25 protein-coding genes and 2 tRNA genes are annotated in these 24,926 nt (G+C 70.0%); 8 read left to right on the plus strand and 19 right to left on the minus strand.

What is annotated here, in order from left to right; all coding sequences use genetic code 11:
* Window positions 1-88: 88 nt before the first annotated feature.
* The 3 genes from MK786_RS02880 (at window position 89) to MK786_RS02890 (ending at window position 2,562) form a co-directional block, all read left to right on the plus strand.
* The gene (locus MK786_RS02880) at window positions 89-2,110 is read left to right on the plus strand and encodes a DUF262 domain-containing protein (protein ID WP_241110728.1); all 2,022 of its coding nucleotides are present in this window, start codon (window positions 89-91) and stop codon (window positions 2,108-2,110) included.
* Window positions 2,111-2,123: 13 nt separating this feature from the next.
* Window positions 2,124-2,197, plus strand: a tRNA-Ile gene (locus tag MK786_RS02885).
* 71 nt (window positions 2,198-2,268) lie between these two features.
* Window positions 2,269-2,562: a hypothetical protein gene (locus MK786_RS02890; protein WP_241110729.1), complete on the plus strand. Its 294-nt coding sequence runs from the start codon at window positions 2,269-2,271 to the stop codon at window positions 2,560-2,562.
* On the opposite strand, the gene MK786_RS02895 is transcribed toward MK786_RS02890, so the two are convergent.
* Window positions 2,563-3,630 carry a DMT family transporter gene (locus tag MK786_RS02895; protein ID WP_241110947.1) on the minus strand — a complete coding sequence of 356 codons (1,068 nt, stop codon included), beginning with the start codon at window positions 3,628-3,630 and terminating at the stop codon, window positions 2,563-2,565. It abuts the gene before it with no gap.
* Window positions 3,631-3,681: 51 nt separating this feature from the next.
* On the opposite strand from MK786_RS02895, the gene def reads away from it, so the two are divergent.
* Window positions 3,682-4,248: a peptide deformylase gene (gene def / locus MK786_RS02900; RefSeq protein WP_241110730.1), complete on the plus strand. Its 567-nt coding sequence runs from the start codon at window positions 3,682-3,684 to the stop codon at window positions 4,246-4,248.
* A gap of 56 nt (window positions 4,249-4,304) precedes the next feature.
* Here the strand turns inward: def and MK786_RS02905 are convergent.
* The 5 genes from MK786_RS02905 to dusB form a co-directional block, all read right to left on the minus strand.
* Window positions 4,305-4,377: transfer RNA gene (locus MK786_RS02905), tRNA-Asn, on the minus strand.
* Between the two features lie 63 nt (window positions 4,378-4,440).
* A complete protein-coding gene (locus MK786_RS02910) occupies window positions 4,441-5,229 on the minus strand; it encodes an ATP-binding cassette domain-containing protein (RefSeq protein WP_241110731.1) in 789 nt (262 codons plus the stop codon).
* A gap of 48 nt (window positions 5,230-5,277) precedes the next feature.
* Window positions 5,278-7,134 (minus strand): DNA primase, encoded by a 1,857-nt coding sequence (gene dnaG, locus MK786_RS02915; RefSeq protein WP_241110948.1) that lies wholly within the window; start codon window positions 7,132-7,134, stop codon window positions 5,278-5,280.
* Window positions 7,134-8,471 carry a deoxyguanosinetriphosphate triphosphohydrolase gene (locus MK786_RS02920; protein ID WP_241110732.1) on the minus strand — a complete coding sequence of 446 codons (1,338 nt, stop codon included), beginning with the start codon at window positions 8,469-8,471 and terminating at the stop codon, window positions 7,134-7,136. Before MK786_RS02920 ends, dnaG begins: the two co-directional genes overlap by 1 nt.
* On the minus strand, window positions 8,464-9,639 hold the full coding sequence (dusB, locus tag MK786_RS02925) for a tRNA dihydrouridine synthase DusB (protein WP_374200404.1): 1,176 nt from the start codon (window positions 9,637-9,639) through the stop codon (window positions 8,464-8,466). Before dusB ends, MK786_RS02920 begins: the two co-directional genes overlap by 8 nt.
* Before the next feature lie 52 nt (window positions 9,640-9,691).
* Here dusB and MK786_RS02930 point away from each other — a divergent pair, with 52 nt between their 5' ends.
* On the plus strand, window positions 9,692-10,195 hold the full coding sequence (locus tag MK786_RS02930) for a glutathione peroxidase (protein ID WP_241110734.1): 504 nt from the start codon (window positions 9,692-9,694) through the stop codon (window positions 10,193-10,195).
* Window positions 10,196-10,272: 77 nt separating this feature from the next.
* On the opposite strand, the gene MK786_RS02935 is transcribed toward MK786_RS02930, so the two are convergent.
* From MK786_RS02935 to MK786_RS02950, 4 genes are read right to left on the minus strand one after another with little or no spacing between them, the layout of a single operon-like run.
* Entirely contained in the window at window positions 10,273-10,953 is a 681-nt protein-coding gene (locus tag MK786_RS02935; RefSeq protein WP_241110735.1) for a DsbA family protein, read from the minus strand.
* A 30-nt stretch (window positions 10,954-10,983) separates the two neighbouring features.
* Window positions 10,984-11,808 carry an isoprenyl transferase gene (locus tag MK786_RS02940; protein ID WP_241110736.1) on the minus strand — a complete coding sequence of 275 codons (825 nt, stop codon included), beginning with the start codon at window positions 11,806-11,808 and terminating at the stop codon, window positions 10,984-10,986.
* Window positions 11,805-12,545, minus strand: a complete 741-nt coding sequence (recO, locus tag MK786_RS02945) for a DNA repair protein RecO (protein WP_241110737.1) — start codon at window positions 12,543-12,545, stop codon at window positions 11,805-11,807. Before recO ends, MK786_RS02940 begins: the two co-directional genes overlap by 4 nt.
* 51 nt (window positions 12,546-12,596) lie before the next feature.
* Window positions 12,597-13,784 carry an aminotransferase class I/II-fold pyridoxal phosphate-dependent enzyme gene (locus MK786_RS02950; protein ID WP_241110738.1) on the minus strand — a complete coding sequence of 396 codons (1,188 nt, stop codon included), beginning with the start codon at window positions 13,782-13,784 and terminating at the stop codon, window positions 12,597-12,599.
* 17 nt (window positions 13,785-13,801) lie between these two features.
* Here MK786_RS02950 and MK786_RS02955 point away from each other — a divergent pair, with 17 nt between their 5' ends.
* Window positions 13,802-14,287, plus strand: a complete 486-nt coding sequence (locus MK786_RS02955) for a hypothetical protein (protein ID WP_241110739.1) — start codon at window positions 13,802-13,804, stop codon at window positions 14,285-14,287.
* Between the two features lie 20 nt (window positions 14,288-14,307).
* Window positions 14,308-14,994 (plus strand): trimeric intracellular cation channel family protein, encoded by a 687-nt coding sequence (locus MK786_RS02960; protein ID WP_241110740.1) that lies wholly within the window; start codon window positions 14,308-14,310, stop codon window positions 14,992-14,994.
* A gap of 27 nt (window positions 14,995-15,021) precedes the next feature.
* Here the strand turns inward: MK786_RS02960 and leuA are convergent, their stop codons facing one another.
* A complete protein-coding gene (leuA, locus tag MK786_RS02965) occupies window positions 15,022-16,782 on the minus strand; it encodes a 2-isopropylmalate synthase (RefSeq protein ID WP_241110741.1) in 1,761 nt (586 codons plus the stop codon).
* Window positions 16,783-16,987: 205 nt separating this feature from the next.
* Between leuA and MK786_RS02970 the strand changes: the two genes are divergently transcribed.
* Window positions 16,988-17,635 (plus strand): hypothetical protein, encoded by a 648-nt coding sequence (locus MK786_RS02970; RefSeq protein ID WP_241110742.1) that lies wholly within the window; start codon window positions 16,988-16,990, stop codon window positions 17,633-17,635.
* 43 nt (window positions 17,636-17,678) lie between these two features.
* Here the strand turns inward: MK786_RS02970 and era are convergent, their stop codons facing one another.
* The 8 genes from era to hrcA all read right to left on the minus strand — a co-directional run bounded on the left by era (window position 17,679) and on the right by hrcA (window position 24,856).
* Entirely contained in the window at window positions 17,679-18,575 is an 897-nt protein-coding gene (era, locus tag MK786_RS02975; RefSeq protein WP_241110743.1) for a GTPase Era, read from the minus strand.
* Complete coding sequence (locus tag MK786_RS02980; RefSeq protein WP_241110744.1) at window positions 18,572-19,933, minus strand: hemolysin family protein; 1,362 nt, start codon at window positions 19,931-19,933, stop codon at window positions 18,572-18,574. Before MK786_RS02980 ends, era begins: the two co-directional genes overlap by 4 nt.
* Window positions 19,930-20,400: an rRNA maturation RNase YbeY gene (ybeY, locus tag MK786_RS02985; protein ID WP_241110745.1), complete on the minus strand. Its 471-nt coding sequence runs from the start codon at window positions 20,398-20,400 to the stop codon at window positions 19,930-19,932. Before ybeY ends, MK786_RS02980 begins: the two co-directional genes overlap by 4 nt.
* A complete protein-coding gene (locus MK786_RS02990) occupies window positions 20,397-21,425 on the minus strand; it encodes a PhoH family protein (RefSeq protein ID WP_241110949.1) in 1,029 nt (342 codons plus the stop codon). Before MK786_RS02990 ends, ybeY begins: the two co-directional genes overlap by 4 nt.
* A 52-nt stretch (window positions 21,426-21,477) precedes the next feature.
* Window positions 21,478-21,825 (minus strand): HIT domain-containing protein, encoded by a 348-nt coding sequence (locus MK786_RS02995; RefSeq protein ID WP_241110746.1) that lies wholly within the window; start codon window positions 21,823-21,825, stop codon window positions 21,478-21,480.
* A gap of 82 nt (window positions 21,826-21,907) precedes the next feature.
* Window positions 21,908-22,642: a 16S rRNA (uracil(1498)-N(3))-methyltransferase gene (locus MK786_RS03000; RefSeq protein ID WP_241110747.1), complete on the minus strand. Its 735-nt coding sequence runs from the start codon at window positions 22,640-22,642 to the stop codon at window positions 21,908-21,910.
* 3 nt (window positions 22,643-22,645) lie between these two features.
* Window positions 22,646-23,761 (minus strand): molecular chaperone DnaJ, encoded by a 1,116-nt coding sequence (dnaJ, locus tag MK786_RS03005; protein ID WP_241110748.1) that lies wholly within the window; start codon window positions 23,759-23,761, stop codon window positions 22,646-22,648.
* Window positions 23,762-23,815: 54 nt separating this feature from the next.
* The gene (gene hrcA, locus MK786_RS03010; protein ID WP_241110749.1) at window positions 23,816-24,856 is read right to left on the minus strand and encodes a heat-inducible transcriptional repressor HrcA; all 1,041 of its coding nucleotides are present in this window, start codon (window positions 24,854-24,856) and stop codon (window positions 23,816-23,818) included.
* Window positions 24,857-24,926 lie beyond the last annotated feature (70 nt).

A 24,926-nucleotide genomic window follows, 5' to 3' on the forward strand; every position in this document is an offset into this window, starting at 1 on the left:
TCGGCACGGCCGATTAGACTCGAGATCGGCGTGTCCGCGGCCGATCGGCCCCCGCGCCACGACAGCTTCGAAGGAGCGTATCCGGGCGATGGTCAGGGCCACCAATGTCGACGCGACCGCGGTCAACACGCTCCGCTGGCTCTCGGCAGGCGACTGGACCATCGTCGTTCCGGTCTATCAGCGGCAGTACCGCTGGGACATCGGCGCGTGCGAGCAGCTGCTGTCCGACATCCGCGCGGTGGCGGATCTCGACGACCGCCACATGCACTTCATCGGGTCGATCCTGTCCTCGACCACCGCCGGAGAGCGCCCCGAGCTCGTCCTCATCGACGGGCAGCAGCGGGTCACGACGATCATGCTCCTCGTCGCCGCCCTGCAGCACGCGGTCCGCGAGAGCGACCCGGAGATGGCCGCCGAGCTCGCCCGCGTGCTGGTGCATCCGCAGGACGCGGACGCGACGAAGCTGCGGCCGCATCGCGCGTGGGCGGAGGTGTACGAAGAGGTCGTCCTCGACCGCCGCGGCGAGGGCGACGGCGTGCGCGATTCACGCTTCGACGACAACTACGCATTCTTCCGCAGCCAGGTCAGCGCCGACGAGGCCCCGCACATCTGGCGGGGCCTGCAGAAGCTGGAGCACGTCGCCATCACCCTGCGGGCCGGTGCGAACGCGCAGCAGATCTTCGAGAGCCTGAACTCGACGGGCGAGCCGCTGCGCGACCACGAGCTCATCCACAACTACGTCCTGATGGGGCTCTCGCACGATGAGCAGCGCGAGATCGAGTCGGATTGCTGGCTCCCGATCGAGCGGAACACGGGCGACTCGATCGCCGAGTTCTGGCGGCAGTACCTGATCATGACGACGGGGCGCGAGGTCGTCGTCGCGCGAGGGCGGGGTGTGTACGACACCTTCCGTCAGGTCTTCCCGCGGCTCGAGATCGGCGATCTGCGCCGCCATGCCGCAGAGTGGCGCGAGTACTCCGAGATCTATCGCGTGCTGCTCGAGCCGGAGAGGGAGACGGATGCCGCGGTCTCGCGCCATCTCGGTCACCTCGCGGTCTTCGGACCGGCGGTCCGCCCACTCGTCATGCGCGTCTACCGCGACTGGCGCGACGGCGCGATCGAGCAGGCGGATCTGATCCGCACGCTGGAGCACCTTCAGGCGCTGCTCCTGCGCCGTACCGTGGCCGGCCTCGACAACGACCGGCTCGTCGCGCGCCTGATCCGCGCGCGCGAAGGGGGTGAGGCCGCTCTCGTCACCGGCATCTCGCGCATCACCCCGTCCGACGAGCGCATCCGCGCCGCCCTCAAGTACTCCGAGCTCCCCCACCCTGCCTACGTGCTGGGGCGTCTCGCGGGAGTCGACGGCGGCGCGCCACTCGACGTCGAGCACATCGTCCCGCTGTCGCCGTCGGAGTCGTGGTCGGGAGACGGCGTTCGCCCCTGGTCCGAGTACAGCGAGGACGAGCAGAACAGCCACCGCGCGCTCGCCTCGACGCTCGGCAACCTGACCCTCCTCGAAGAGGAGCTGTCCCTCCGGGCGTTCGACGCGTCGTTCCCCGAGAAGCGGGCGGTCTACGGTCGCAGCGGCGTGGGCCTCACGTCGGATCTCGCACGGCGCGAGACCTGGGGCACCGCCGCGATCGCCGAGCGGTCCGCGATCCTGGGGCAGCGCTTCGTCGAGATCTGGGCACGACCGGGCACCACGCTCATCGACGACGACGGCCTCACGCCGATCCTGGACGCCGTGCACCGGCGCGGATGGCCGCGCGGCTGGGAGCGCGAGTGGGACTACGTCGAGTACCGCGGCGAGCACTGGGAGGTGCCCGACGTGAAGTACCTCTTCAACCGCGTGTTCAAGCGCCTGTGGGCGGATGCTCGCCCCGCCGTCGTGGCCTACAGTGGTCGACGCGGCGGGCCCGTCTACACCGCGCAGTCGTGGAACGGCCAGTGGGATCGCCTCGACGACGACACCTGGCTCTACATGGGGTGGGACTCGAGCTACATGCTCAGCGCGGTGCAGGGCCTCCTCGAAGAGGCGGGCATCGCGGCGGAGGTCTTCGTGAAGTACTCCTACATCGGCACGGCGATGAACAGGGTGTCCGGGCGTTAGGCTCGGTCCGCAGGGGGCGGTGGCCAAGCTGGTCAAGGCAGCGGGCTCATAACCCGACGATCGTGGGTTCAAGTCCCACCCGCCCTACGAAGCGAAAGGGCCGCCGACTGGCGGCCCTTTCCGATTCCCACGCGCGGCGCCTGTGGGAGGATCTCATCGTGGATGCGATCGGCTGGGCGGTGATCGGAGCCGTCGTCGTCGCCACCGCCGTGCTCGTGGCCCTGGCACCCCGGATGAAGCGCGATCAGCTCCGCAAGCAGCTCGACGGCTCGGCCGGCGGCTCGCTCGCGGGCGTCGGCTCCGGTTTCGATGCCGTGTGGCGTCCGTCCGCGGAAGATGCCCACGCCGCGTGGGAGACGGCGGTCGAGATGCCCGCTCCCGCCCCGACCCCGAGCGACAGAGGCCGGGTCGAGGACGGCAGACTCGTCATCCGGGTCGACGACCCGGCGTGATCAGCGCCGGTCGTCTTTGTCTTTGACCGGCGGATCGGGCCAGACCTTGGCGACCGCCTCGGTCACGCGGATCGATCCGGTCATCGGCTGCGTCGAGTCGGCACCCGGCTCGCTCCCCCGCCGGATCGGCAGCTCCTGGCTGTCGCTCAGGATCTGCGGGTGGTAGCGCGCGAGCTGGAAGACGCCCCACACCGCGATTCCGCCGACGACCGCGAACGCGAGGTAGACCCATACAGGAGCTCCGCTGGCTTCGCCGAGGATGGCCAGGCCGATGATGATGGCGACGATCGGGTCGATCACCGTGAGCCCGGCGATGACGAGGTCGGGCGGACCCGACGAGTAGGCGGTCTGCACAAAATACGCACCGATGACCGCGCCCAGGACGAGCGCCACGAGACACGTCAGCGTGAGCCACTCGAAGTCGCCGGTCTTGATCCGCTCGATGATGACCTTCGCGAGCGTGGCGACGAAGCCGTACATGACGCCGGCGGCGGAGATGTAGAACAGCGCGCCGAGCTTCTGCCGCCGCCACAGCCAGAGGGCGCCCAGCGCCAGGGTCACGACGCCGAACAGGACGAGGATGGTGATGAGCTGCTGGTTCGTGACCGGCTTCTCAGTCGCGAACAGTGCGGCGATCGTGACGAAGACGAAGATGCCGCCCACGCACGCGCCGATCGCGATCAGCGAGCGCTTCGTCGGTCGATGCCCGCTGATCTGCGCGTTCAGGAGAGTCGTGATCACCAGCGCGATCGCCCCGAGCGGCTGCACGACGATGAGAGGCGCGACGGCCAGCGCCGACAGCTGGCACGCGATCGCCAGCCCGAGCATGAGCGTGCCGACCACCCACGAGGGCCGCGAGAGGAGCTTGAGGAGGTGCTGGAAGTTCAGTCCACCGGTGCCCGCCGAGCCGGTCAGCTTCTCGACCTTCGTGACGCCGCGGTGCTGGTACTGCGCGCCGAACGACATGAAGACGGCGCCGAGGAGGGCGAGCGGGATGCCGACCAGGAGAGCCGGGTTCTGGAACGCGCCGACCAGCTGGTCGCCCACGTCCTGCAGCTCGTCCGCCATCCACACCACACATCGACACTAGCCGCGGTCGCCTCTCGGTAGGCTCAAGGCGTGGCCGTTCTGCCGATTCGCATCATGGGTGACCCCGTTCTCCACGCTCCCGCCGTGGCGATCGACGAGATCACGGACGAGATCCGCACGCTGGTGTCGGACATGTTCGAGACGATGGATGCCGCGCCCGGCGTCGGTCTTGCAGGTCCGCAGGTCGGCGCGGCGCTGCGCGTGTACACGTATTCGTACACCGATGACGACGGCGCCCCGTGGCGCGGCGTGATCATCAATCCCGAGCTGTGGATGCGCCCGCTCGAACCCGGCGACCCCGACCCCGACGAGGAGTCCGAGGGCTGCCTGTCGTTCCCCGGCGAGCGGTTCCCGCTCCGTCGCTCCGACGAGGTGCTGGTCACCGGCACCGACCTCGACGGCGGTCCCGTGCGCATCCAGGTCGACGGCTGGCGCGCGCGCATCATGCAGCACGAGTTCGATCATCTCGACGGCATCCTGTACGTCGACCGCCTCGGCGACGGCGACTGGAAGACCGCGCAGAAGATCGCGCGCAAGCGCGGCTGGGGCCGGCCCGGCCACTCCTGGACGCCGGGCGTCGACGACATCGACGCCTGAACGCCGTCGATCGCAGGCATCAAGAAAGCCCCGAGGGTGGAGCCTCGAGGCTTTCGCTCCCCCACTTGGACTCGAACCAAGAACCTATCGGTTAACAGCCGATTGCTCTGCCAATTGAGCTATGGAGGAAGAGTCACCCGCTCACGCAGGCAACCCCACTATGTTAGCAAACGCTGAGGGGTGCTCGTGACGTCAGGAGGCGACCAGCCGGTGGTCGGCGTCGCCATCCGGCGTCCACAGCAGGTCGTCCGTGCCGTGGCCGTACGCGACGGTGTGGCCGCCGCGGAGCACGAGCACGTCCGCATCGAGTTCGCGGACCACGTCGGCCTGATTCGTCACGACGAGCGTCGACATCGCGTACTCGGCACGGCGTCGCAGGATCGCGTCGCGCGCGGCCCTGCGCACCTCGACGTCCATGTTGGAGAACGGCTCGTCGGCGACGAGCACCTTGGGCTGCAGGACCAGTGCGCGGGCGAAGGCCACGCGCTGCCGCATCCCGGCGCTCAACTCGTACGGGTACTTCGCAGCAGTGCCGAGCGGCAGCATCATCTCGTCGAGGAGTGTCGCGACCCGGATCTGCAGCGCCCGCTGATTCACGCGCCGGTCGCGGCTCGTGATCGGCTCCGAGATGACCTCGCCCACCGTGAGCCGGGCAGGAAGGGCCGCTCCGGCGGCCTGCGGCAGGTAGCCCGTCAGGTACGTGTGCAGCCGGTGCGCACGCCCGGGCCGGCGCACGCCGATGCCCTCGACCTCGGCATCGCCGCCGATGACGGCGAGGCTCGTGTCGTCGGAGCCGGCGAGCACCGCCGCGAGACTCGACTTGCCCGCACCAGTCGGGCCCATGACAGCGAGCGTGCCGCCGTGCGCGATCGTGAAGGTTGCGCCGTCGATGACCCGCTGGGCGGCTCCGCCGCGTCCGACGCGAGCGATCGAGAGGTCGACCGCGTGAATGGCGGCGTCGGCGGCTCGTCGTCGAGGCATGCCCTCATCCTGCCCTGTGCGGCTCGCGCGCGCCAGCCGCACCACGTGTCAGGACTCGTTGACGAGCCGCTGGCGCTCTGCATCGAGTTCGCGCAGCTGCAGCCGGATCGCCCGGCCGTCCTCCGACGCGGCGGGCACGCGCTGGATGGCCCCCAGCAGCTCGTTCTTCTGCGCGTCCAGTGAGCGGATCACGAGCCGACGGGCGAGGTCGGAGGCCGACGACAGCGCCGCCGCGTCGTCGAGAGCCGGGAAGTCGGACGCGAGCAGTTCGGCGCCGAGCGAGCGAAACGGCTCGCGCACCGTGGAGAGGGCCTCGACCGCCCAGCCGGGGCGCTGCATCGACTCGGCGTGCTGCTGCACCGCCTGCCGGACGGCATCGAGGGCGGGATGCCGGAACGGCAGGCTCACCGCGCGTGCGACCAGCGCGGCATCCATGCGGTGTCCGAACTGGAGGAACCCCATCAGCGCGTCGCGCTCGAGGGTGACGTCGGCCGTGCGCGGCAGCGACGATACCGTCACGCGCACGAGCGGCTCGCCGGGCGCGTCGTCGGCCTGTGTCGTCGCGGGCGCGCTGTCGCGCCGTGCCCCGCTGCGGCCGGCGCGCTCGACCTCGCGCCGGACGTCTTCGGTGTCCATGCCGAGGCGGCGCGCGAGCACGCGGATGTACTCCGGCTGCAGCAGCGCGTCGCGGAGTTCGGCCACGACGGGGGCCGAGGTCCGCAGTGCGCCGACGCGCCCCTCGACGCTGGACAGGTCGTAGCCCGCGATCCGCTGATCGAGCACGAACTCCACCATGGGAACCTTGGTGTCCATCAACCCTCGCACCGCGCCGTCGCCTCGCTTCAGCCGCAGATCGCAGGGGTCGAGCCCCTCCGGCCCCGTCGCGACGTACGTCTGGGCATTGAACCGCTTCGCATCGGCGAAGGCGCGCAGCGCCGCCTTCTGGCCCGCGGCATCCGGATCGAACGTGAAGACGACCTCGCCGGCCGTCGAGTCGTCACCCATCACACGCCGGAGCACCGTGATGTGGTCGGAGCCGAACGCGGTGCCACAGGTCGCGATCGCGGTGGTGATGCCGGCGAGATGGCACGCCATGACGTCGGTGTAGCCCTCGACGACCACGACGCGGTGATCGCGCGAGATGTCGCGCTTCGCGAGGTCGAGGCCGTAGAGCACCTGTGCCTTCTTGTAGATCGTCGTCTCGGGGGTGTTGAGGTACTTCGGGCCCTTGTCGTCGTCGTAGAGCCGTCGGGCGCCGAAGCCGATGACCTGGCCCGTGACGTCGCGGATGGGCCAGACGACGCGACCGCGGAACCGGTCGTAGACCCCGCGCTGACCCTGCGAGACGAGACCGGCGTTGGTGAGCTCCTCGTCGGTGAACCCGGCGGAGCGCAGCGCGTCGCGCATGCCCTCCCAGCCCTTCGGTGCGTAGCCGACCCCGAAGTGGGCGGCGGCGCCCGCATCGAAGCCGCGCTCGCCGAGGAAGCGACGCGCGGTGTCCGCTTCGGGGGTGAGGAGCTGCCTGCGGAAGAACTCGGCTGCCGCGGCGTTGGCGGCGTACAGGCGCGTGCGTCCCGTGTGCTCGGGTGCCGCTCCGCCGTCCTCATAGTGCAGGGTGTAGCCGATCCGCCCCGCGAGCCGCTCGACGGCCTCGGTGAACGAGACGTGGTCCATCTTCGTCAGGAACGAGTAGACGTCGCCCGACTCGCCGCAGCCGAAGCAGTGGTAGAAGCCCGCCTGCGGGCGCACGTTGAAGCTGGGGCTGCGCTCGTCGTGGAACGGGCAGAGACCCTTCATGGCGCCGACACCGGCGTTCTTGAGCGCCACCCGCTCACCGATGATGTCGGCGATGTTCGTTCGGGACTTGACCTCTTCGACGTCGCTCTGACGGATGCGCCCCGCCATCAGCGCGTCCTGGGCGCGCGCGCGGCGGGCGACCACACGCCGATGGTCGCGGGATCCAGCTCACCGACCAGGCGGCCGTGCCACGCGATGGCGTGCTGGTCCGTCAGGCTCGCGACCTGGTCGACGACCACGCGCCGTCGGGCGGCCTCGGTGCCGGCGGCGGCGAAGTCCTCGGCGTGGAGGGCGTCGAGCTCTTCCGGACGCTCCCAGAGCGCCGTCGCCAGCCGCTTGAGCACGCGCCGCTGTTCCTTGTACAGGTCTTTGCGGCCTTCGATCGAGACCACGACGGCGCCGATGATGCCCTTGAGCACCGCCATCTCGGCTTCCACCACGCGCGGAACGACCACGTGGGCACGATAGCGGGTGAGCGCCGACATGCCGTAGGCCTCACGCGTGGCGGTGGTCGCCGCCCGCGCGAACCGCCCGATGAGGTCGGAGGTCAAGTTCTTGAGACCTGCGAGCGAGGCGCGCGTGCCGTCGAAGGACGTGATCCATTCCGGCATCCGCATGAGTCGGTACAGGGCATCCTCGAGCTCGTCCCGCGCGAAGTCGAACCCGACCCAGCTCTGTATCGCGGAGAGCAGGGCCGCATGCTCCGAGGCGTCCGCGAGGCGCGCGGGATCGAGATAGCCGTTCACGACCGCGTCCTCGAAGTCGTGCACGGAGTAGGCGATGTCGTCGGAGAGGTCCATCACCTCGGCCTCGATGCAGCGCACACGGCCGGGTGCGCCCTCGCGCATCCACCGGAACACCGGCTCGTCGTCGGGATAGACACCGAACTTCAGCCGGCCGCCGGGATCGGGCAGCGGGTGCTCGGCCGTCCACGGGTACTTGCATGTGGCGTCGAGGCTCGCGCGCGTGAGGTTCAGACCGAAGGTGCGCCCGTCCTCGTCGACGACCTTGGGCTCGAGGCGGCTGATGATGCGGAGGGTCTGGGCGTTGCCCTCGAACCCGCCGATGTCTTCGGCCCACTCGTTCATCGCACGCTCGCCGTTGTGACCGAACGGCGGGTGGCCGAGGTCGTGGCTCAGGCAGGCGGTGTCGACCACGTCGGCGGCGAGGCGCAGCGCCGTGGCCAGCTCGCGGCCGACCTGGGCGACCTCGAGGGAGTGCGTGAGGCGGTTTCGCGCGAAGTCGGCCGGGCTTGCGGGGCTCAGCACCTGGGTCTTCGCCGCGAGCCGGCGCAGCGCCGCGGAGTGCAGCACGCGCGCGCGGTCGCGCGCGAAGTCGTCGCGGAGGGAGCGGTGGCGCTCTGAGTGGAAGCGCTCGGCGTCGGCGTCGTCATAGCCCGGCGGACGCTCCGACGCGAGTGCCGCCCCGCCGTCGCGCTCAGCCACCACTGTGGTCGAGCTCCGCGTCGGCGAGGGCGCAGGATGCCTCGGCACCCAGGTCACGGGAGTCGAGCCAGAACTCGGGCAGCGCCGGGCGCTTGGGGGTGCCGGCCCGTCCGCGCTGACCCTCGGCGGCTGCTCCGGGATACGGCGCGTCCAGCTCGAGCGTCGCGAGGAGCTCGTCGATCTCGGCGAGGCTCGACACGGTCGCGAGCCGGGCGCGCGTGTCGCCGCCGACCGGGTAGCCCTTGAAGTACCACGCGACGTGCTTGCGGATGTCTCGGCAGCCGCGCCCCTCGTCCTCGAAGAAGTCCACCAGCAGCTCCGCGTGGCGGCGGAACGCGTGCGCGACGAAGCCCAAGGTGGCGTCGACGGGATCACCGGATGCCGCGTCCGGGCCACCCAGGGCGCGGGCGAGGTCTCCGAACAGCCATGGGCGGCCGAGGCATCCGCGCCCCACCACCACCCCGTCGCAGCCGGTCTCGTCCAGCATGCGCACCGCGTCGTCGGCCGACCAGATGTCGCCGTTGCCGAGCACCGGGATGCTCGTCACCGCCTCCTTCAGCGTGGCGATCGCGGACCAGTCCGCCTCGCCCGAGTAGAACTCGGCGGCGGTGCGCGCGTGGAGGGCGACGGCGGCGACGCCTGCGTCCTCGGCGATGCGACCGGCGTCGAGGTAGGTCAGGTGATCCGAGTCGATTCCCTTGCGCATCTTGACCGTGAGGGGGACGTCTCCGGCGGCGCGGGCGGCGCGCGTGACGATGTCGCGGAACAGACCGAGCTTCCACGGCAGGGCGGCGCCGCCGCCCTTGCGGGTCACCTTGGGCACGGGGCAGCCGAAGTTGAGGTCGATGTGGTCGGCGCGATCCTCTTCCACGAGCAGGCGCACGGCGGCCTCGGTGGTGGCCGGGTCGACGCCGTAGAGCTGGATCGAGCGCGGTTTCTCGGACTCGTGGTGCGTGATGAGACGCATCGTCGTGGCATTGCGCTCGACGAGCGCACGCGTCGTGATCATCTCACTGACGTACAGGCCGGCGCCGTACTCGCGGCACAGGCGCCGGAACGCCGTGTTGGTGATTCCCGCCATGGGCGCGAGCACGACGGGCGCATCGAGTTCGATGGGCCCGATGCGCAGCGTGCGCGCGGGAGCGTAGGCAGTCGTCACATCGTCCATTCTCCCAGAGGAATCCGGGCCTTCGCTGATATCCAGGCCTTAGCCTGGGAGCATGACTGAGGCTACCGCGACCGATCTCCGCAGCATCCCGTTCCAGACCGCCGATGGCGGCACCGCCACGCTTGCTGACTACGGCGATCAGGTCCTCCTCGTCGTCAACGTCGCGTCGAAGTGCGGTCTCACCCCGCAGTACGAGCAGCTCGAGGCGCTGCAGCGCGCGTATGCCGATCGCGGCTTCACCGTGCTCGGCTTCCCGTGCAACCAGTTCATGGGCCAGGAGCCGGGCTCGATGGACGAGATCCTCGAGTACTGCTCGACGACGTGGGGTGTCTCGTTCCCGGTGTTCGACAAGGTCAAGGTGAACGGCGGCAAGGCGGCCCCGATCTACAAGGCGCTGAAGGACGCGGACGACGCGCAGGGCAACAGCGGGCGCATCCAGTGGAACTTCGAGAAGTTCGTGCTCACGCCCGGCGGCGAGGTGCACCGCTTCCGCCCGAACGTGAAGCCCGACGACCCGGCTGTCGTCAGCGTGATCGAGGCGAACCTGCCGCGCTGAGCCAGTCCCACCCGCAGACCTCACGAGACCCGCCGCGCGATCGCACGGCGGGTCTCGTCGCTGGGGCGTGGGGCCGTTCAGGCTCCGACCGGGGCATCCTCGCGGTGCTCGGCCCACACCTGGCGGACGATGTCGGTGAAGGCCTCGGCGGGCTGCGCTCCCGAGACGCCGTACTTGCCGTCGATCACGAAGAACGGCACGCCGTTGATGCCGTACGCGCTCGCCTGCGCCTGGTCGGCCCGGACGGCGTCGACGAAGCGGCCGGACTGCAGCGCGTCGCGCGCCGCGGTGGCATCGAGGCCGGCGTCGGCGGCGAGCGCGACGAGCTCGTCCTCCTGGCCGAGGTGTCGGCCTTCGGTGAAGTAGGCCGACATGAGGCGCTCGGCCATCTCGTGCTGCCGCCCCTGCTCCTTCGCGAAGTGGAGCAGTTCGTGCGCCTTGACGGTGTTGGTGTGCTTGAGCAGGTCGAAGCGGTACTCCAGCCCCGCCTCGGAGGCCACACCGGTGACGCGGTCGAGCATCTGCTGGGCCTGGGTCGGCGAGATGCCCTTGTGCTGCGCGAGGTAGTCGGCTTCGCCGCCCTCGAAGTCGGTCGGGGTGTCGGGCGACAGCTCGAACGAGTGGTAGAGGACCTCCACCTCGGGGCTGTCGTCGTCGGCGGATGCCGCCGCCAGCCCCTTCTCGAGGTTGCGCTTTCCGATGTAGCACCAGGGGCAGGCGATGTCGCTCCACACGTCGATCTTTATGGCGTCCGTCATACTGACCCACAACCGCCGCCACCCGGACATCTATTCCGGCGGATGCGTCATCCGCCCGTCCGGTGAGTCGACTGCGCCTCCGAACCGGCGGTCGCGGTCGAGGTACAGGCCGATCGCGCGCCACAGATCGGTGCGCGAGAAGTCGGGCCACAGCGTATCGAGGAAGACGAACTCGGCATACGCCGACTCCCACAGGAGGAAGTTCGACGTGCGCTGCTCGCCGCTCGAGCGGATGAACAGGTCGACGTCGGGCATGTCGGGCAGGTAGAGCCGCTTCTGGATGAGCTTCTCCGTCACCGCGGACGGACGCAGCCGCCCCGCCGCGATGTCGTCGCCGATCGAGCGCATCGCGTCGACGAGCTCGACCCGGCCGCCGTAGTTGACGCACATCGTGAGGGTCAGTGTGTCGTTGCCCGCAGTCAGGCGCTCGGCGAACTGCAGCTCCTTGATGACGCTCGACCACAGGCGGGGCTTGCGGCCGGCCCAGCGCACGCGCACGCCCCACTCGTTGAGCTGGTCACGACGGCGGTGCAGCACATCGCGGTTGAAGCCCATCAGGAAGCGCACCTCGTCGGGCGACCGCGACCAGTTCTCGGTGGAGAACGCGTACACCGAAAGGTGGGTGACACCCGCCTGGATCGCACCGGCCACGACGTCGAGCAGCGCGGCCTCCCCCGCCTTGTGACCTTCGACGCGGGTGAGCCCGCGCCGGTTCGCCCAGCGTCCGTTGCCGTCCATGACGATCGCCACATGGGCTGGGACCGACCCGGCGGGGAACGCCGGCGGGTACAGGCCGGTCCAGTCCACGGGGCGATAGGGGACGGCGTCACGGTGCGTGAACGGCTTCGGGGTCATCGATCGCCTCCGGGTTCGGCGGCGACATGCGAGAGCGAGCGGATGCCGCGCTCGAGGTGCCACTGGGCGTAGGCGGCGATCAGGCCCGACGCCGCCGCGCCGGAGCCGGGGGACGCGGCATCCACCCGCTCCCACTCGCCGGCCATGAGGGACTCGAGCAGCGTGGCCGTCTCTGGATGCACGCGCGCCGCGCCGGTCGGGGCGCAGTCGCTGCACACCATGCCGCCGAGCTGGGCGACGAAGGTGTCATGCGGCCCGGGGCGGCCGCAGCGGGCGCACTCGCTCAGTCCGGGCGCCCAGCCCGACAGCGCCATCGCGCGCAGGAGGTACGAGTCCAGCACGCTGCGCGACGCGTGCTCGCCCCGAGCGAGCGCCCGGAGGCCGCCGACCAGGAGCAGGTACTGCTGCGGCGTCGCCTCGGCCTCGTTGAGCCGGTCGGCCGCCTCCACCATCGCGTGGGCGGACGTGTACCGGTCGTAGTGCGCGGCGATGTCGGCGCCGTACGACCCCAGGGTCTCGGCCTGCTGCACGATGTCGAGCGAGCGACCCTGGTAGAGCTGCACGTCGGCCACCATGAACGGCTCGAGCCGCGCGCCGAACCGGGACGAGGTGCGACGCACCCCCTTGGCGACGGCGCGCAGCTTGCCGTGACGGCGGCTGAGCATCGTCACGATCCTGTCGGCCTCACCCAGCTTGTGGGTGCGCAGGACCACGACTTCATCGCGGTAGGTGGGCACCCGTCAATTATGGATGCCGCCCCCGGCCCGCGGGCCTCGACGGGCCGCCGATCAGCGCACCGTCGTTCCCATTGACGCCGCGACCTCCGTGAGGTGCGGCAGCGCGCGATCGATCATGTCCATCGTCGCCGTGAGCGACATCCGGAAGTGATGCGGCTGATCGAACAGCGTGCCGGGCATCACGTGCACGCCGCGCTCGGCGAGGGCGGCGCAGAACGCGGCCGCGTCGCCGCCGGGAGCCTCGCCCCACAGGTAGAACGTGCCCTCCGGGCGGGTGAGACGCACGCCCGCTGCGTCGAGCGCGCCGAACAGCCGGTCGCGTTTTCGGGCGAGCTCGTCGAGGTCGAGGGAGACGCTCTCAAGCGCGGGGACCGAATACTGCATGACGGCGTCCGGGAAGCCCCAGCCGATCGCGAGGCCGATCGGGAAGAGCGCTTCGCGCAGCTCGTCCCGCTCGGCGATCGGGATGAGCGGCGACAGCGCGAGGTAGCCGAGCCGCTGGCCGGGAGCCAGGAGCACCTTGCCGTAGCTGTAGTCGATCACCGTCCACGGGTACACGCCGGCCGGGCTGACGAAGTCGATGCCGTCGAAGCGGATGCGACGGTACGGCTCGTCGGACACCAGCCAGATGCGGCGTCCGTTCGTACGCGACGCGTTCTCCAGCACCTTCGCGAGGGCCCTCCACGTGGCCTCGGAATAGACCCGGCCCGTCGGGTTGGCCGGGGAGTTGACGACTACCAGACGCGTGCGCGGCGAGATCGCCCGCGCGATCGCGTCGACGTCGAGGTCGAACGTCTCGGAGTCGAGGGCCGCGCGAACCGGTACGAGGTTCGCCGCGCAGAGCATCGGCTCGTAGCAGAACCAGCCGGGGACCGGGATGACGACCTCGTCGCCCGCATCGGCGAGCAGCGCGAACGCCAGCGACAGCGCGCCGAAGGCCCCCTGCGTCATCGCGATGTCGTCGGGCTCGAAGTCCAGTCCGAGCTCGGTGCGAAGCCCTGCCGCCACTGTCTCCTGCGCCAGGCGCTCGCTGGTCTTGTACGCGAACCACTCGACCGATCGCGGCTCGATCTGCGCCTGCATGGCGCTCGTCAGTCCGGGCAGGGCGAGCTCGTGCGGATTGCCGAAGGTGAAGTCGAGCGCGTCAGGATCGTCGGCCGCCGCCTGGATCTGCGCGAAGAACGCGGTCACGACGTCGACCGACGCCTTGGCCCGCGCTGCGCGATCGGACATCGTCATCGCCATCACCTTCCCCAGTGCCGGTGGAGCCCCTGCACAGGATCCCAGCACCGCAGGGGCGGGTCAACTGCCTGAGCGGTATCGTGTACGACCTGATCGTCCACGACTGGCCGGCGGTGCGCATCCCGCTTCTCGCCCTCGGCATCTGGGGTGTGACGTGGATGATCGGCCTGATGCTCGGCTTCGTCACCCGCCCGCACGCCGTCGGACCTGAGGGGATCCGCGCGCGATCCGGGGCCGACCTCGACCTCGATCTGCCGTGGGAGGCCGTCGCGAGCGTCGAGAAGTCCCGCGATGTGCGCGAGAAGGCGCCCAAGTTCGCCGACGAGCCGCACGGGCGCACCCTCGCGCTGCGCATGCAGGACGAGACGAACGTCCTCGTGGTCCTCGAGCGCCCTGTCACCGTGCGACTGGGCGACCAGGTGTCGCAGGTCGAGGCCGTGCGGCTGTGGGTGGACGATCTGGAGGGCTTCATGACGGCGGTGCGCACGCACATCCCCTGAGCCGACCCGACAATGGAGGGGTGGACGAGCCGATCTTCGTTATACCGCTGTGGGCGGACCTCATCGCCGTCGGACTGGGCGGCATCCAGGGCGCGCTGTTCGCGTCGGGGTTCCGCGGCCAGCGCAGGCTCGACCTGCTCGGCGTCGCGATCATCGGGATCGTCGTCGGCATGGGCGGCGGTCTCATCCGCGACCTGCTGCTCAACGTCACGCCGGTGACCCTGCAGAGCAACTGGTACCTCCTGACCGCCACGGGTGCCGCGCTGTTCGGGATGCTGCTCGCCGGTGTCTTCCAGCGCCTCAATGCCGTCATCGTCGGCCTCGACGCGCTGGTGATCGGGCTCTTCGGCGCCTTCGGCACGAGCAAGGCGCTGGCACTCGGACTTCCCCTCGTCCCCGCCGTCTTCGTCGGCGTGTGCGCAGCGGTGGGCGGCGGCATCCTTCGCGACATGATCATGGGACTGCCGGTGGCGATCATGCACGTCGGCTCGCTGTACGCGGTCGCTGCGGGAGCGGGATGCCTCGTCCTGGCCGTCGCCCACACGCTCGGACTCGACCTCGTCATCGCGGCCGCGATCGGCATCGCGGTGACCACGATCATCCGGCTGCTGGCCGTGATCTTCGACATCTCGCTGCCCGAGCAGCGCGCGCTCTACCGCCGGAAGGTCGCCGTCGAGACGTCGACGATCCCGATCGTCAAGTCCTGACGTCGCGGCATCCCGCCGACCGTCCTGTCAGACGCCGGCCAGTGCCCCGGAGCGCTCCCGGGTGCGGATCGCACGGTTGACGCCCGACACGATCGCCTTGAGCGAGGCGGTCGAGATGTCGCCGTCGATGCCCACTCCCCACAGACGCTCGCCGTCGACCTGCAGCTCGACGTACGCCGCGGCCTGAGCGTCACCGCCCGCGCTCAGCGCATGCTCGACGTAGTCGTACAGCGTCACGTCGAAGCCCTGCGCACGCACGATCTCGAGGAACGCCGCGACCGGTCCGTTGCCGTGCCCGGTCGCGTCGTAGCGCTCGTCGCCGTCGCGCAGGGTGACGTCGAGCGAGACGTCGCCCGTCATGTCGCTGCGGGTGCTCGTGGCCAGCAGTTCGAAGCGGCCCCAGCGGTCGTCGCTGACCTGCGAGGGCAGGTACTCGTCGGTGAAGATCGCCCAGATCTGGTCGCTGGTCACCTCGCCGCCCTCGGCGTCGGTCTTGGCCTGGACGACCCCCGAGAACTCGATCTGCAGGCGGCGCGGCAGGTCGATCGCGTGATCCGTCTTCAGCAGGTAGGCGACGCCGCCCTTGCCCGACTGCGAGTTCACGCGGATGACGGCCTCGTACGAGCGACCCAGGTCCTTCGGATCGATCGGCAGGTAGGGCACGGCCCATTCGATCTCGTCGACCGTGACGCCCGTGGCTGCGGCGCGCGCCTCCATCGCCTCGAAGCCCTTCTTGATGGCGTCCTGGTGCGAGCCGCTGAACGCGGTGAAGACGAGGTCGCCGGCCCACGGGCTGCGCTCGGGGACGGGGAGCTGGTTGCAGTATTCGACCGTGCGCTTGATCTGGTCGATGTCGCTGAAGTCGATCTGCGGGTCGATGCCCTGGGTGAAGAGGTTGATGCCCAGCGCGACCAGGTCGACGTTGCCGGTGCGCTCGCCGTTGCCGAACAGGCATCCCTCGATGCGGTCCGCTCCGGCCATGTAGCCCAGCTCGGCGGCCGCGACCGCCGTGCCGCGGTCGTTGTGCGGGTGCAGCGAGAGGATCACGTTCTCGCGGTGGGCCAGCCGACGGCTCATCCACTCGATCGAGTCGGCGTACACGTTGGGCGTGGCCATCTCGACGGTGGCCGGCAGGTTGATGATGACCTTGCGCTCGGAGGTCGGCTCGAAGATCTCGATGACCTGGTTGCAGACATCCAACGCGAACTCGAGCTCGGTGCCGGTGTAGCTCTCGGGCGAGTACTCGTAGAAGACCTTCGTCTCGGGGATCCGCTTCTCGAACTCGCGGCACAGCCGCGCGCCGTCGAGGGCGATGTCGATGATGCCCTGGCGGTCGGTGCGGAACACGACCTCCCGCTGCAGGACGCTCGTCGAGTTGTACAGATGGACGATCGCCTGCTTGGCTCCGGCGATCGACTCGTACGTTCGCTCGATCAGGTGCTCACGCGCCTGCGTCAGCACCTGGATCGTGACGTCGTCGGGGATCAGATCTTCTTCGATGAGCTGCCGGACGAAGTCGAAGTCCGTCTGGCTGGCCGACGGGAAGCCGACCTCGATCTCCTTGTAGCCCATCCGCACCAGGAGGTCGAACATGATGCGCTTGCGCTCGGGGCTCATCGGGTCGATGAGCGCCTGGTTGCCGTCGCGCAGGTCGACCGCGCACCACCGCGGTGCCGTCGTGATGCGCTGCGCGGGCCAGGTGCGGTCGGGCAGGTCGACCGCGATCTGCTCGTGGTACGGACGGTACTTGTGCACCGGCATGCCCGAGGGCTTCTGAGTGTTCTGCATGATCGTCGCTTTCGTTCTCTCGTCGAATGGCGGGCCGACGACAAGCTCCGCGACGAGGGGGGCCCTAGATCGAGGCCTCGTCGCGGCAGCTAAGGAGAAGCGAGCCTGCACGCATGACCCCAGGCTACACCCGTCCCCGACGGGCGTGCGAACCCGGTGTCACAATCACGTGAGACGATCCCGCCGTCCGCGACACTCGACGGATATGACACGTCACCGTCGACCTTTCCTCGTCACACTGGGCGCGGTATCCGCCCTCGCCCTCGCCGGGTGCGCGACCCCCGCCGGCTCGACCGCGCCCTCGTCGGCGAGCGACGCGCCCGCGGGCGCCTCGCTCGGCTCGCTGTGGCCCGCTCCCCCGGAGGGCGACGTGATCGCGCAGGGCACGGTGATGGACGTCGGCGGCGAGGCCGAGCTGTGCCTCGGCCCGGTCGCGGAGTCCTACCCCCCGCAGTGCAGCGGCATCCCGATCCCCGACTGGACGTGGGAGGGGGTCGAAGGCTCGGAGACCTCGGGCGACACCACCTGGGGCGCGTACGCGGTGCAGGGCACATACGACGGCGAGGAGTTCACCGTCACGCAGCCGCCCGTCATGCTGGCGCTGTACGACCCCATGATGCCGGACGACCCGACCGGCGGTGAGCCGGGGCAGGGCGACGAGGCCACGCTCGCCGAGATCCAGGACGAGCTCCCCGAGATCCTCCACGAGGCGTACCTCGGGTCGTCGGTCGAGAACGGCTGGCTCTTCGTCGACGTCGTGTGGGACGACGGCACGTGGCAGAAGGCCGCGGACGACGACTACGGCGACGACACCGTCATCGTCCGGTCGGCGATGCGTCCGGTCGACGGCTGATCCGGCGTCAGAACCGTCAGAGTCGTCAGACGCGTCCGAATCCTCAGAAGCCGAGCCGGCCCAGCTGCTTCGGGTCGCGCTGCCACTCCTTGGCGACGCGCACGCGGAGCGAGAGGAACACGCGGGTGCCGACGAGCGGTTCGATGCCGGCGCGGGCGCGCTTGCCCACATCGGCCAGACGCGACCCCTTGCGGCCGATGATGATGGCCTTCTGGCTGTCGCGCTCGACGACGATGTTCGCGTAGATGTCGGTGAGGTCGGAGTCCTCGCGCGGCGCCATGTCTTCGATGGTGACGGCGATCGAGTGCGGCAGCTCGTCGCGCACGCCTTCGAGCGCAGCTTCGCGGATGATCTCGGCGACGCGATCCTCCATCGACTCATCGGTCACCACGTCGGCCTCGTAGAGCGCCGGCCCCTCGGGCATGAGGACGAGCAGCTCGTCGGTGAGGACGTCGAGCTGCTCCCGGGTGAGCGCCGACAGCGGGATGACCGCGGCCCAGTCCTCCCGCAGGGAGTCGACCTCCATGAGGCGCTCGGTGATCTGGTCACGGGTGGCGGCGTCGCTCTTGGTCACGATCGCGACTTTCTTCGCCCGGGGGTAGCCGTCGAGCGACTCCGCGATACGACGGTCACCGGGCCCGACCTTCTCAGTCGCGGGCACGCAGAACCCGATGACGTCGACGTCGCCGAGCACCTGTTCCACGAGGCTGTTCAGCCGCTCGCCGAGCAGCGTGCGCGGCTTGTGGATGCCGGGGGTGTCGACGATCACGAGCTGGCCGGCCGGCCGGTTGACGATGCCGCGGATCGCGCGGCGGGTCGTCTGCGGCTTATCGCTGGTGATGGCGACCTTCTCGCCGACGAGGGCGTTGGTCAGCGTCGACTTGCCGACGTTCGGCCGTCCGACGAAGGTGACGAAGCCGGAGCGGGTCGTCTCGGTCATGGGCGGTCGCCTCTCCTCTGGACCCGCACCTCGCCGGTGCGGGTCGACACGATGTGGATCTCGGCGGTGCGGGGGGCGCGACCGTTCTGCTCGTCCGCGTCCGCGGACTCCCCGCGCTCGACGAAGACGGTCGAGATGCCGCGTCCGCGACCGCGCGAGGCGCCGCCGGTCATGACCAGCCCGCCGTACTCGGCGGTCGCACCCGGCTGCGGCACGCGACCGAGCGCCTTGCCGAGCAGTCCCCCGATGGAGTCGACGTCCTCGTCCTCGAGGTCGATGCCGAACAGGTCGCCCACCTCGTCGAGGCCGAGCCGCGCGCTGACGCGGTAGTGCCCGGGCTCGATCTCGGTCACCTCGTCGGAGCGCGGGTCGTACTCGTCGGCGATCTCGCCGACCAGTTCCTCGATCAGGTCCTCGAGCGTCACGAGGCCCGACACGCCCCCGTACTCGTCGATGACGAGGCACACGTGCACGGCGTCGCGCTTCATCTGCTGAAGGAGCGTCTCGGCCTTCATCGACTCCGGCACGAAGAGCGCCGGTCGCGCGATCCGCGTCACGGGCGCGTCGCGCCAGCCGGACTCGTCGCGGAAGCCGAACTGCACGAGATCCTTGAGGTACAGCACGCCGACCACGTCGTCCGCCTCGTCGTCGACGATCGGGATGCGCGAGATGCCCTTGTCGAGGAAGATCGACATCGCCTCGCGCGTCGAGGCCGTGGCATCCACGGTCACCATGTCTGTTCTGGGCACCATGACCGCCCGCACGAACGTGTCGGTGAAGTCGAAGACCGAGTGGATCAGTTCGCGGTCGTCCTGTTCGATCAGCTCGTTCTCGGCGGCCTCGTCGATGATGCTGAGCAGCTGCTCCTCCGAGGCGAAGGATGCCCCGCGCGATGCCCCGGGGGTGATGCGCGTGCCGAGCGCGACGAGACCGTGCGCCAGGGGCCCGAGGATGATGCGGACGCCGCGGATGACCGGAGCGGCACCCCGCAGCAGCCCCTTGGCGTGCTGTCGGCCGACGTTGCGGGGACTCGCCCCCACGACGACGTACGAGATGCCGGTCATCAGCACCGCAGCCGCCAGCATCGCCCACCAGATGCTGTCGAACAGGATGGTGAACGCGACGGTGACGAGCACAGCGGCCGTGGTCTCGGCGAGGACGCGGATGAAGATGACGGCGTTCGTGTGCGCCTCGGGGTCGGCGGCGATCCGCCGCAGTGAGGACGCGTTGCGACCGGAGGCACCGAGCTCGGCGAGGTCGGCCCGGGACGTCACGCTCAGCGCGGCATCGATGGCGACCATCAGGGCGCCGAACGCCAGCAGCAGAGCGGCCGCGATGAGGAGAAGTGCAGCGGTCATGCGCGATTTCGGCGGCGTTCCACAGCCTGGAACGCCGTGATGAGCTCGCGCTGGAGTCCGAACATCTCGCGCTCATCCTCGGGCTCGGCGTGGTCGAAGCCGAGCAGGTGCAGCAGCCCGTGCGTCGTCAGCATGACGAGCTCGTCCATCGTGGAGTGTTTCGCAGCGACGGCCTGGGTCTCGGCCACCTGCGGGCAGAGCACGATGTCGCCGAGCAGACCCGCCGGAGTCGGCATGTCCTCGGTGCCGGGGCGCAGCTCATCCATCGGGAAGCTCAGCACGTCGGTGGGTCCGGGCTCGTCCATCCACTGCACGTGCAGCGCCTCCATCGCACCCTCGTCCACGAGGAGGATGGCGACGTCGGCCTCGGGGCTCACGTGCAGCTCGGAGAAGTTGTTCTCCATCAAGCGCAGCAGCACGGTCTCGTCGACTGCGATGCCCGACTCGTTGCTGATCTCGATCGTCATGAGCGTCCTCGCTTGGGAAGATGGTCGCGCGGGTTCTGCGGCCGCATACCGGCGCGCCGCTCGGCGCGGTTGGCGAACTCGGATGCCTCGTCCCGCTCGCGGCGGGCGGCGATGCGGCGCTCGTCGTACTCGCTGTAGGCGTCGACGATGCGGCCGACCAGGGTGTGACGGACGACGTCGTCGCTGGTGAGGTACGAGAAGTGGATGTCGTCGATCTCGCCCAGCACCCGCGTGACGAGTCGCAGCCCCGATGCGCCCTGGGGCAGGTCGATCTGCGTGATGTCGCCGGTGACCACCATGCGTGTACCGAAGCCGAGGCGCGTCAGGAACATCTTCATCTGCTCGGGGGTCGTGTTCTGCGCCTCGTCGAGCACGACGAACGAGTCGTTCAGCGTGCGACCGCGCATGTACGCCAGCGGGGCGACCTCGATCGTGCCGGTGGCCATGAGCTTGGGCACGAGCTCGGGGTCCATCATCTCGTTCAGCGCGTCGTACAGCGGACGCAGGTACGGGTCGATCTTGTCGGTGAGCGTGCCCGGGAGGAACCCGAGGCGCTCGCCGGCTTCGACGGCCGGACGCGTCAGGATGATGCGGTTGACCTCCTTGCGCTGCAGCGCCTGGACGGCCTTGGCCATGGCGAGGTACGTCTTGCCCGTGCCCGCGGGGCCGATGCCGAAGACGATCGTGTTCTCCTCGATCGCGTCGACGTAGGCCTTCTGGCCGAGCGTCTTCGGGCGGATCACCTTGCCACGCGATGACAGGATCGCCTCGCCGAGCACCTCGGAGGGACGCGGTCCACCCTCGGTGCGCAGGATGCGGCTCGACGACGAAACGTCGGCCGGGTCGAGACCATGCCCGGCCTTCGTCATCTCGAGCAGCTCGTCGACGAGGGAGCGTGCGGCGGCCACCGCATCCGCCTCCCCCGTCAGCGTGATCTCGTTGCCGCGCACGTGCACGTCGACGCCGGGATGCTCCTTCTCCACCACGCGCAGCAGGCGGTCCTGCGGTCCCAGGAGCTGCACCATGGCGACGCCGTCGGCGTACACCCGGTCGATCACCGGATCATGGGGTTGTTCGTCAGGCACCAAGGCTCGCTTCCTCGAGTCCTCCGGCGAGCACGTGGGCGTGCACGTGGAAGACGGTCTGGCCCGCGTTCGGACCGGTGTTGAAGATCAGACGGAAGTCGCCGTCGGCGTGCTCCGCCGCCAGGCTGTTGGCGAGGCCGATCATCTCGGCCATCAGCTCGGGGTTGCCCGCGGCGAGCTCGACGACGTTGCGGTACTCCTGTGTCTTGGGGATCACCAGCAGATGCACCGGCGCCTTGGGCGCGATGTCGCGAATGGCGAACGTGTTCTCGGTCTCGGCGATGATCTCGGACGGGATCTCCCCGTTGCGGATGCGCGTGAAGATCGATGACTCGCTCATCCCGCAAGTCTACCGACGAGGGTCCGGCGCGGGTCGGACGGGTCCGGGCAGGTCGGGCTGGTCGTGGCGGCGCGAAGCCCGCTCACCACCGGCCGAGCGACGCGCTGACGACAGCCAGCGCCGCCGGCCCGGCCGTCGACGTGCGCAGCACGCTCTCGCCGAGGCGGACGAGCACGGCCCCCGAGGTTTCGAGCTCGGCGAGCTCGTCCGGCGCGATGCCGCCCTCGGGGCCGACCACGAGCAGCACGTCCGATTCCTCGCCGGTGAGGTCGACGCCGGTGAGGCGCGCGGAGCCGGTCGGTTCGAGGACGAGGGTGCGGGATGCCGCGACCCGGCGCAGCAGCTCGCGGGTCGTGACGAGCGGGGAGACCTCGGGGATCCACGCGCGATGCGCCTGCTTGGCCGCCTCGCGCACGATCGTCGCCCAGCGGGCGCGGCCCTTCTCGGCCTTCGCGGCGTCCCACCGCGACACACTGCGGGACGCCTGCCAGGGCACGATCTCGTCGATCCCGAGTTCGGTCGCCGCCTGGACGGCGAGTTCGTCGCGGTCGCCCTTGGCCAGCGCCTGAACGAGCACGACGCGCGGACGTGGGGCCGCGGCATCCGTTCGCGATTCGACCCTCACCACGACCTCGCGTGGCGCGACGGACTCGCACCGGCCCGTCAGCCACGCGCCGCGGCCGTCGCCAACCGTGACCTCCTCGCCGACGCGCACGCGCCGGACCGACGCGGCGTGGTGCGCCTCCGAACCCGTGAGCACGACGGTGTCGCCGGGACCGGCGCCGGTCGGCTCATCGAGCACGAAGTGCAGTGCCACCCGTCAGCCCCGGAACCGGTCGCGCAGCTTGGCGAACAGACCCTGGTGGAACTCGGAGAGGCGCGGCGCCGGGGCCTTGGTGCGCTTGGCGAAGTCCTCGATGAGTGCGCGCTCCTTGCCGTCGAGGCGCGTCGGGGTGACCACGTGCACGCCGACGCGCAGGTCGCCGCGCTGGGTGCCGCGCAGCGGCGTGATGCCGCGGCCCTTGATCGTGAGCACGTCGCCGGCCTGCACGCCCGGGCGGAGCTCGAGCTCGACCGGTCCGTCGAGCGACTGGATGGTGGTGGTCGTGCCGAGGATCGCGTCGGGCATCGACACCTCGAGCGTCGCCAGCAGGTCATCGCCGTCGCGACTGAAGACCTCGTGCGGCGTGACGTTCACCTCGATGTAGAGGTCGCCGTTGGGGCCACCGGCGGGGCCGACCTCGCCGGATCCGGGAAGCTGCAGCCGCAGGCCGGTCTCGACGCCGGCGGGGATGTCGAGCGACACGGTGCGGCGCGCGCGCACGCGGCCCTGGCCCTGGCACGTCGCGCACGGGTACGGAATGGTCGTGCCGTAGCCCTGGCAGACGTTGCACGGCTGGTTGGTGAGCACGTTGCCGAGCAGACTGCGCACCTGGCGCTGGACGTGGCCGGTGCCGTGGCAGATGTCGCAGGTCACCGGCGTCGTGCCGGGCTGGCAGCACGAGCCCTGACACGTGTCGCACAGCACGGCCGTGTCGACCTCGATGTCGCGGTGAACGCCGAAGACGACGTCGCCGAGCTCGAGGGTCACGCGCACGAGGGCGTCCTGGCCGCGCTCGCGCCGTGACCGCGGACGACCCGCACGCCCGCCGCCGCCGCTCGCCGCGCCGAAGAACGTCTCGAATATGTCGTTGAAGCCGCCGAACCCGCCGGCACCGCCGAACGGGCTGTCGCTGCCGCCCATGTCGTAGCGGGCGCGCTGATCGGGGTCGCTCAGCACGTCGTACGCGTGCGTGACGAGCTTGAACCGCTCGGACGCCTCTTCGCCCGGGTTGACGTCGGGGTGCAGCTCCCGCGCCAGGCGCCGGTACGCCTTCTTGATCTCGTCGAGGGATGCGTCCTTCGAGACGCCGAGGACCTCGTAGTGGTCAGCCACATTCGCCTTCCTGCCCGCGGAAGCCCGCGGGGATCGTTCGTGTGCGCGTCCGCGTCAGCGGCTGCTCTCGTCTTCCTCGAGCATCCGCGTGAGGTAGCGCGCGACGGCTCGGACCGCCGCGAGGTTGGTGGGGTAGTCCATGCGGGTCGGGCCCATGATGCCGACCCGGGCGCGCGATCCGGTCGCGTCGTAGTCGCTGGCGACGACCGACGCCTCCGACAGGCCGAAGGGCTCGTTCTCGCGGCCGATGCTGGCGGCGAGGCCCTTCTCGTCGGCGACCATCTCGCCCATCAGCCGCAGGATCGTGACCTGCTCCTCGATCGCCTCGAGGAGCGGGTAGATGCTCCCGCGGAAGTCGGCTTCACGACGGGCCAGCGTCGCGCTGCCGGCCATGACGAGGCGGTCCTGGCGGAAGTCCTCGAGCTCTTCGGCGACCACGCGCACGATTTCTGCCGTCGCAGCCTCGTGGGGCGCGGTCATGGCCGCGGCGTTGCCGAGCCGCTCGGCGATCCGGGTGAGTCCGTCGCGCACCGACCGGCCGACCAGCAAGGTGCCCAGCTCGGCGCGGATCCGCGCGAGGTCGGCCTCGTCGAAGTCGTCGCGCACGAACGCCATCCGCTGCGAGACGCGCCCGGTATCGGTGACCACGATCACGAGCATCCGCCCGGCGCCGAGCTGCACGAGTTCGACGTGGGTCACGTTCGCGCGCGCGAACGACGGATACTGCACGATCGCCACCTGACCGGTCAGCTGGGTGAGCGCGCGGACGGTGCGCGCCAGCACATCGTCGAGGTCGCCCGGCCCCTCGAGGAAGGAAGCGATCGCCGTGCGCTGCGCCGCGGACAGCGGGCGCACGTCGGCGAGATGGTCGACGAAGACGCGGTAGCCCTTGTCGGTGGGCACGCGACCCGACGACGTGTGCGGGGCCGCGATGAGCTCTTCGTCTTCGAGCAGGGCCATGTCGTTGCGGATGGTCGCCGCCGACACGCCGAACGCGTGCCGCTCGACGATCGCCTTGCTGCCGACCGGCTCGCGCGTGTCGACGTAGTCTTCGACGATCGCGCGCAGCACTTGGAGCCCTCGCTCGCTGACCATCCCGCCTCCTCACGCCGCTGCTGGCACTCGCATGACTGGAGTGCCAATTCTACCGGATGCCCCGACCCGC

This window comes from Microbacterium sp. CFH 31415, from assembly GCF_022538185.1.
GTDB lineage: Bacteria > Actinomycetota > Actinomycetes > Actinomycetales > Microbacteriaceae > Microbacterium.